The 7,641-nt window shown below is 72.9% G+C and carries 7 protein-coding genes; all 7 read left to right on the top strand.

Annotated features, from left to right (window positions below; genetic code table 11):
• The first annotated feature begins 25 nt into the window (after window positions 1–25).
• The 7 genes from AB0D74_RS17695 to AB0D74_RS17725 are packed head-to-tail and all read left to right on the top strand — an operon-like array spanning window position 26 to window position 6,831.
• Entirely contained in the window at window positions 26–559 is a 534-nt protein-coding gene (locus AB0D74_RS17695) for a phage tail protein (protein WP_362586810.1), read from the top strand.
• A gap of 36 nt (window positions 560–595) precedes the next feature.
• Window positions 596–1,210, top strand: coding sequence for a phage tail protein (locus AB0D74_RS17700; protein WP_362586813.1), 615 nt, complete (start codon window positions 596–598; stop codon window positions 1,208–1,210).
• A gap of 11 nt (window positions 1,211–1,221) precedes the next feature.
• Window positions 1,222–2,013 (top strand): hypothetical protein, encoded by a 792-nt coding sequence (locus AB0D74_RS17705; RefSeq protein WP_362586816.1) that lies wholly within the window; start codon window positions 1,222–1,224, stop codon window positions 2,011–2,013.
• A complete protein-coding gene (locus AB0D74_RS17710) occupies window positions 2,010–3,875 on the top strand; it encodes a phage baseplate assembly protein V (RefSeq protein ID WP_362586818.1) in 1,866 nt (621 codons plus the stop codon). Before AB0D74_RS17705 ends, AB0D74_RS17710 begins: the two co-directional genes overlap by 4 nt.
• Window positions 3,876–3,884: 9 nt before the next feature.
• Complete coding sequence (locus tag AB0D74_RS17715) at window positions 3,885–4,292, top strand: GPW/gp25 family protein (RefSeq protein WP_362586821.1); 408 nt, start codon at window positions 3,885–3,887, stop codon at window positions 4,290–4,292.
• Window positions 4,292–6,292 (top strand): putative baseplate assembly protein, encoded by a 2,001-nt coding sequence (locus AB0D74_RS17720; protein ID WP_362586825.1) that lies wholly within the window; start codon window positions 4,292–4,294, stop codon window positions 6,290–6,292. Before AB0D74_RS17715 ends, AB0D74_RS17720 begins: the two co-directional genes overlap by 1 nt.
• Entirely contained in the window at window positions 6,292–6,831 is a 540-nt protein-coding gene (locus tag AB0D74_RS17725) for a phage tail protein (protein ID WP_362586828.1), read from the top strand. Before AB0D74_RS17720 ends, AB0D74_RS17725 begins: the two co-directional genes overlap by 1 nt.
• Window positions 6,832–7,641: the final 810 nt, after the last annotated feature.

Below are 7,641 nucleotides of genomic sequence, written 5' to 3' on the forward strand. Positions count from 1 at the left end.
GAGACGGACGGGAGTCAGGGGAGCCATGAGCATGATGGGATCGCTGCGCGGCGCGGCCGAGCAGGCCCGGAACATCGCCGGTCCGCTGACGGTCGGCATGAGCCACCGGTACTCGGTGCTGATCGACAACGTCGCCTACCACTTCGGCGACTGGTCCAGGGTGACGGGCCTTTCGGTGTCCTGGCATCAGGTCGAGCACCGGGTCGGAGACAGCGGCAACCAGGTCTGGCTCTTCCCCGGGGCCACCAGGTACGAGCCGATCACGCTCAGCCGGGCGGCCGGGCCCTACTCGCGCGTCGTGCAGCACTGGCTGACGCAGACCTCGAAGAACCCGCAGCCGCAGAGCGGCACGATCCAGCTCGTCGACTTCGCCGGGATTCCGATGGTCCAGTGGCGCCTGAGCGAGTTCTTCCCCATCGCCTGGTCCGTCGACTCCTTCGACGCGGCCGGTGCCAAGCCCGCGGTCGAGACGCTCCGGCTCGCCCACACCGGTTTCCTCGAGGACGACCTGAACTCCTCGGCGCTGTCCCCGACGTCGCCGATGATCTCGCCGTTCTGACCGCCAGGACCAACGCACCCGAAAGGCATCCCGTCAGTGAGCATCGCGTCCTTCGCCTCCGCAGCCGGGCAGGGCGGCGGCCGACTCGGCCTCCCCCTCGCGCAGGCCGGCGGCACAGCCGCGTCCACCGCGGCCTCGGCGGCGCGCAGCGCGTCCGCCGACAGCGCGTTCCGGTACTACGGCCTGTCCATGCGCTTCACCGTCGCCTTCTCCAACGGCGACGGTATCGACCGACTCGGCGAATGGTCCTCGTGCAAGGGCCTGAAGGTCGACTTCCGGACCGAGACGATCAAGGTCGGCGGCGACTACAGCGGCGAGGTGAAGCTGCCCGCCCAGGTGTCCTACTCCCCGGTGGTCCTGGAAAGGGCGATGGAGAGGCAGCCGTCGCTGGCGTTGCAGGGCTGGCTCGGCAAGCTGGTCACGACCTGGATGAACTGCGACGAGAAGAGCGCCAGGGCGCCGAAGGGGACCGTGGACATCTCCCTCCAGGACGTGCACCAGAACGTCGTCGCCTCCTGGAGCCTGCGCAACGCGTACCCGGTGTCGTGGAGCGGCCCCGTCCTGGACGCGAAGCAGAACGCGGTCGCGATCGAGACGCTGACCCTCGAACACGAGGGCTTCCTGCCGACCTCCGCCGCCGTCCACGTATAGGAGCCGGACTCATGAGCGTCACCCCCGAGATGCTGCAACAACAGCGCGCAGCCATGGCCTCGCGGCGCGTCCCGCAGGCCCCGGCACCCCCACTGGCCCCGGACGGCAACGCCAAACTCGGCCCGGCGAAGTCCACCGCCGCCGCCGACTACGTCGAGTTCGACTTCAACCCGGCGACCATCGTGATCTCGCACTCGGCGCCGGTGGCACCGACTGCCGGTCTGCAACAGAGGAGCGAGAGACGCGCCGGGCTCTCCGACCCGAGGGCGAAGGTCGAACTGTCCGCCATATCCGTCGAAGAGGTCGAGAAGGCAAAGGGCACCACGAGCATCAACCTGCGCTCGCTGACCTTCGACGGCACGAACGTGGCGCGCACCTGCCTGCGCCTGCTCACCTGGTCCCACTTCGTGGACAGCAGGGACAGAACGTCCACGCAGCGGAGCGAGCTGCCCCGGCTGAAGTTCATCTGGGGCTCCCAGGTCTACCTCGTCCACCTCAACCAGGTGACGGTCACGTACACCCGGTTCAGTCCGTCCGGGACGCCCGTACGGGCCACCGTCGACCTGACGCTCCACTCGATCCCGGACATCCCGGGGCCGACCAATCCGAGTTCGGGCGGCCTGGAGGGGCGCCGCACCCACCTGCTCTCCGGTGCCGAGTCCTTGCCCGAACTCGCCACGCGGTGCTACGGCGGGCCGGAGCACTGGCGGGAGATCGCCGCGGCGAACCGGTTCGACGACCCGCTGCGCGTGCGGCCCGGGACCCGCGTGTACCTGCCGAGCACGCAGGAGAGTGAGCGATGACCGTGTCGCCGGACCTCGGCGCCACCGTGTGGCCGACGGTACGGGTCGGCGCTCCGGGCCGGGAGCTGTCCGGCGCCGCCGCGAGGTGCCTGGTGCGCACCGAGGTCAGCACCCACCTGCTGCTGCCGTCGATGTTCGCGCTCGGCTTCGCGGACCTCACCGGTGCCGCACTGGACCAGGCCGGTCTCCGGATCGGGACGCGCATCGAGGTGCGCGTCGGGTCCGGGCCGGGCGGCCGGCTGGTCGTCGGCGAGGTCACCGCGATCGAGGGGTACTACCAGGGCACGGTGGGGCGGACCGTGGTACGCGGTTACGACCTGTGCCACCGGCTGCAACGGGCGCGCAGGACAAGGTCGTTCGACGACGCGACCGACTCGGACATTGCGCGGCGGATCGCCGAGGAGGCGGGACTGCCGGTCGGCAGGATCTCCGGGACGCAGACCGTCCACGAGCACCTGTTGCAGTGCAACCAGAGCGACTGGGAGTTCCTGGCCCAACGGGCACGCGAGATCGGCTTCGAATTCGGCATGTCCGAGGGGGACTTCTACTTCCGGAAGGCCTCCACGCTCGCGGACTCCCACAAAGGTCTGCCGGAGCTGGCCATCCCCGGCTCGCTGCTGCGCTTCGAGCCGCGCGTCACGGCGGGGAACCTGGCCCCCGAGGTCGAGGTGCGCGTCTGGGACCCGCTGCGGGCGACGCTCTCCGCCGCGCCCTCGCCACCGAAGCCCTCCGCCACCGCCCCCACCGAGCGCCCGCGGGGCCTGCCCGAGGTCGCGGCGCTCTTCAGCGCGTCCGCCGAAGGCCCGCTGGGCGCCGTCGCGGCGGGCGGGCAGGGCCTGGAGCCCGGGGACGGCCTAGGAACCGGGGAGGGCCTCGGCCCCCCACCGAGCCCGACCGCCCATGTCGTGGGCACCTTGCCGGTCGCGGACGTCGAGGCCGCGTCCGCGGCTCTGGCCGCGTCCGTCGGCGGGACCTTCGCCGAGGCGGAGGGCGACGCGATGGGCGACCCCGCGATCCGCGCCGGCGCCTCCGTCAGGGTCTCCGGAATTCCCGCACACTTTCCCGCCGTCTGGCTGGTCACCCGTGCCCGGCACGTGTTCGACCTGGCGGAGAACGGCTACCACACCGAGTTCGCCGCGGGCGGCGCGCACGACCGCTCCCTGCTCGGCCTGACCGCGGCCGACGGCACCGACCCGGTGCGGATCCCCGGTCTCGTCTGCGCCGTCGTCGACGACATCGGCGGCGACCACGCCCGGGTGCGGCTGACGCTGCCGTGGCTGTCCCCGGACGTGCGCACCGACTGGGCCCCGGTCGTGCAGTTCGGCGCCGGCCGGCGCAGCGGCGCGATGTTCCTGCCCGAGGTCGGCGACGAGGTCCTGGTCGGGTTCGAGTTCGGCGATCCGCGCCGTCCGTACGTGCTCGGCGGCCTCGTCACCGAGCACAGCGCCTACAGCCTCGGCGGCAGCGCCGTCCGGCAGGGGCCGGGCGGCGCGGACTCGTCGGTCGCGCGCCGCGGGTTCGTCTCGGCCTCGGGCAACCGGCTGGTGTTCCAGGACGAGATGGGCGAGGGGCCGAAGCCGGAGCAGTCGCGGATCGCGCTGGGCACCGGCGACGGCGGGCTGGGGCTCGGCGTCGACGTGGTGCGGGGGGCGGTGGAGCTCACCTGCGCGCCCACCGACCCGGCGGGGCAGCTCACCATCAGGTGCGGCCAGGCCGGGACGGTCAACATCGTGACCGGCGAGGGCGGCACGGTGACCATCGACGGCGGGAACGCGCTGACCCTGAAGTCCGCCGGTTCGCTGACCATCCAGAGCCAGGGCACTGTCTCCCTCTCCGGCGCGTCCGTCTCGCTGGGCGGATGAGGGACGGCGATGACCGACTTCACCGGCACCGGCTGGTCGTTCCCGTTCGCCTTCGAACCCACCGGGGCGCCGACCATGGCCTCGGGGACCGCCAAACTGGAGCAGTCGATGCGGCTGATCCTGGAGACCTATCCCGGAGAGCGCCCGATGCGGCCGAGGTTCGGCAGCACCCTGCGGGACTACGTCTTCGACGGGGCCGGCGTCCACAAGGCCGCCGAGATAGCCGACGTGGTCAAGGCCGCGATCGAGCAGTGGGAGCCACGTGTCGACGTGGCCGAGGTGGACGTGTACCCCGACGAGGAGCAGCCAGGCCTGCTCTACATCGACATCCGCTACGTCGTGCCCGGCACCAACAGCCCGCGCAACCTCGTCTTCCCCTTCTACACCATCCCCGAGCACGAAGAAGGCGAGTACTGATGCCCCTGCCGGCCCCCGATCTCGACGACCGCCGGTTCCAGGACCTCGTCTACGAGGCCAAACGCCTGGTGATGCAGCGCTGCCCGGAGTGGACCGACCACAACGTCTCCGACCCGGGCATCACCCTGATCGAGACCTTCGCCCAGATGACCGACCAGCTGCTCTTCCGGCTCAACCAGGTGCCCGACCGGCTCTATGTCACCTTCCTGAACCTGATCGGCCTGCGCATCCTCCCGCCCACCCCGGCGCGCGTACCCGTCACCTTCTGGCTCTCCAGTCCCGCCCGCACGCGGCTGACGATCGCCGCGGGCACCCGCGTGGGGACCGTTCGTACGGCCACCGCCGAATCGGTCGTCTTCACCACCCGGGTGGACCTGGCCGTCGTGCCCTGTTCGCTCGCCAGGATCAGGACCGCGGCCGAACCGGAGTCCGAGGGCGGACAGACCGGCGCGGCCACCGAGGCCGGCCGGCCGGCCGGGACCGCGGACCGCTCCCGGCTGCTCTCGGACGGCAGGCCGTTCCCCGCGTTCCGCCGACGCCCCGGGATCGGGGACGCGCTGATGATCGGTCTCACCGACCCGGTGCCCGGGTGCGCGATCCGACTGGGATTCCGCGGCCGGGTCGAGGGGGTGGGGGTCAATCCGAAACACGCCCCGCTGATCTGGGAGGCATGGACCGGCGACGGCTGGACGGAGTGCGAGACGGGGCTCGACGAGACCGGGGGCCTGAACACCTCGGGCGCGATCGTCCTGCACGTGCCGACCGCGCATCGGGCGAGCGTGGTCGACGGCGACCGCGCCGGGTGGATCAGGGCCCGGGTCACCGAGCCCGAGGAGGGACAACCCCCGTACACGGACTCGCCCGTGGTCGACGGACTGACCGTCTGCACGATCGGCGGCACGGTCGAGGCCATGCACGCCGAACCGGTCGCTCTCGAGAAGCTGGACCGGGCGGAGGGCGTGCCCGGGCAGCAGTTCCCGCTCCGGCACGCTCCGGTGCTGGCCGGTTACGGCCCGCCGGTCGTGGAGACCGGCTCACCGGACGGCTGGCTGGAGTGGACCGAGGTCGAGCACTTCGCGGACAGCCGACCGGAGGACCGGCACTTCGCCCTGGACGCGGTCTCGGGACTCGTCCTGTTCGGCCCGGCGGTACGCGAGACCGACGGGAGCCTGCGCCGGTACGGTGCCGTACCCGAGAAGGGCGCCGAGGTGCGCATCCGCGGGTACGCGACCGGAGGCGGCGCCCGGGGGAACGTCGCGGCCGGGTCGGTCTGCCGGCTCAAGTCCTCGGTCCCGGCGGTCTCCGCCGTGGAGAACCGGCGCCCGGCTCATGGCGGGGTGGACGGCGAGACCCTCGACGAGGCGAAGGACCGCGGGCCGCTGCTGCTGCGTACCCGCAGCCGCGCGGTGACGGCGGAGGACTACGAGATCCTGACCCGCGAGGCGGCACCGGAGATCGCCCGGGTGCGCTGCGTGCCGACCGGCGAGGACCCCGCCGAGGCCGGGGGAGTCCGGGTGCTGGTCGTCCCGGCCGCGGCCATGCAGGACGGCCGGATCCTGTTCGAGAACCTCGTCCCGCCGGAGCCGACGCTGCGCCGGATCGCTGAACGGCTCGACCGCGCGCGGGTCGTGGGCACCCGCGTCATGCTCGAACCGCCGCTCTACCGCGGCGTCACCGTGGTCGCCCGGCTGGTGGCCCGACCACGGGTGAACGCCGAGCGGGTGCGCGAGGACTCGCTCGAAGCCCTCCACCGCTATCTCAATCCGCTGCCGGGCGGCGGGCCCGAGGGCGCCGGCTGGCCGTTCGGCCGTCCGGTGCAGGCCGGCGAGATCTTCGGCCGGCTGCAACAGATACCCGGGGTCGAACTGGTCGAGGACGTACGGCTGTTCTCCGCCGACCCGGTCACCGGCGTGCGCGGCAAGGAGGCCCGCCGGATCGATCTCGACGCCAACAGCCTGGTGTTCTCGTACGAGCACCAGGTCAGAGTGGAGGCACACTGATGCGCGCGGCCGTGGTGGGGTTGGACACCCCGTATCCGATCGGCACGCTGCTGCCCGCGGTCTTCCAGGAGGACCCGGTGGCGATGCGGTGGACCGGGGCCCTGGACGAGGTGCTCGCCCCGGCCGTCTCGACCCTGGACTGTCTGGCCGCCTATACCGACCCGATGCTCGCGCCCGGCGACTTCGTGCGGTGGCTCGCCGGCTGGCTGGGCACGGTCCTGGACGAGAACTGGCCTCTCGACCGGCAGCGGGCGGCCGTGGCGCACTCGGTGCTGCTGCACCGGCTGCGCGGCACCGCCGAAGGTCTGCGCACGCTGGTCGAGCTGGTCACCGGCGGGGAGGTGGAACTCGCCGAGAGCGGCGGGGTCGGCTGGTCGACGGTTCCGAACACCCCGCTGCCCGGCGAGGCGGTGCCCCGGCTGTCCGTCCGGGTGACGCTGCCGAGGAACACGTCGGTGGACGTCACCGCGCTGGAGGAACTGATCGCCGCCGAGAAACCCGCGCATGTCCCGCACGGGCTGGAGGTCGTGGAGAGATGATCGTTTGTCGTAAGTGCGGGTTCCGCAACGGGGAGGACGACGCCTTCTGCGGCTCCTGCGGCGGTTTCCTCGAATGGACGGGGGAGAAGCAGACGTCGCAGGTCGCGCAGGAGGTGGTCCAGGAGATCGAGCAGGAGCAGACGGCCGCCGAACCGCGGGTCGGCGTGCTCCAGCGCGTGATCCAGGGGGCGAACACCCTCATCGCCGGGCCCAGGCCGGAGGCCTCCGAGGCCGCCGGAGGGGAGCAGCAGGCACCGCCGGCCGGGCCACGACCCCCTGCGGGGGCTCCTTCCCCGCGTCCCGGCGCGCCCGCGGCGCCGCGTCCCGGAGCCGCCGCGCCCCCGCCTCCCCCGCCGCCGAGGCCGAGGCCGAGGGCAGGCGCGACCACGCCTCCGCCGCCCGCGCCGCCGGCTCCGGCCAGGAAGAGCGCGGCCGTCGCACCCCCACCGCCACCCCCGCCCCCGGCCCGGAAGGCCTCTGCCGCACCCCCGCCTCCTCCGCCCCCGCAGCCGCCCCGGAAGGCTTCTGCCGCGCCCCCGCCGCCTCCCCCTCCGCCCCCACCGCCGGCCCGGAGGGCCTCTGCCCCGACGCCGCCTCCTCCTCCGCCGCCACCGTCGGCGGCCCGGACGGGCACGGCTACGCCCCCGCCGCCGCCTCCTCCGCCCCCGACCCGGAGGAGCCCGGTGGCTGCTCCGCCCCCCGCGCAGACACCCGTCGTTCCGCCGGCACCCGCGGCCCGGCCCAGCCGGAGCGCGAACTTCGTGCGACGGCTGCTCCGCAGGCGCTTGTGCTCAGCGATCGCCTGCATTG

Origin of the sequence: Streptomyces sp. NPDC048278 (assembly GCF_040652195.1) — a bacterium.
Taxonomy (GTDB): Bacteria; Actinomycetota; Actinomycetes; order Streptomycetales; family Streptomycetaceae; genus Streptomyces.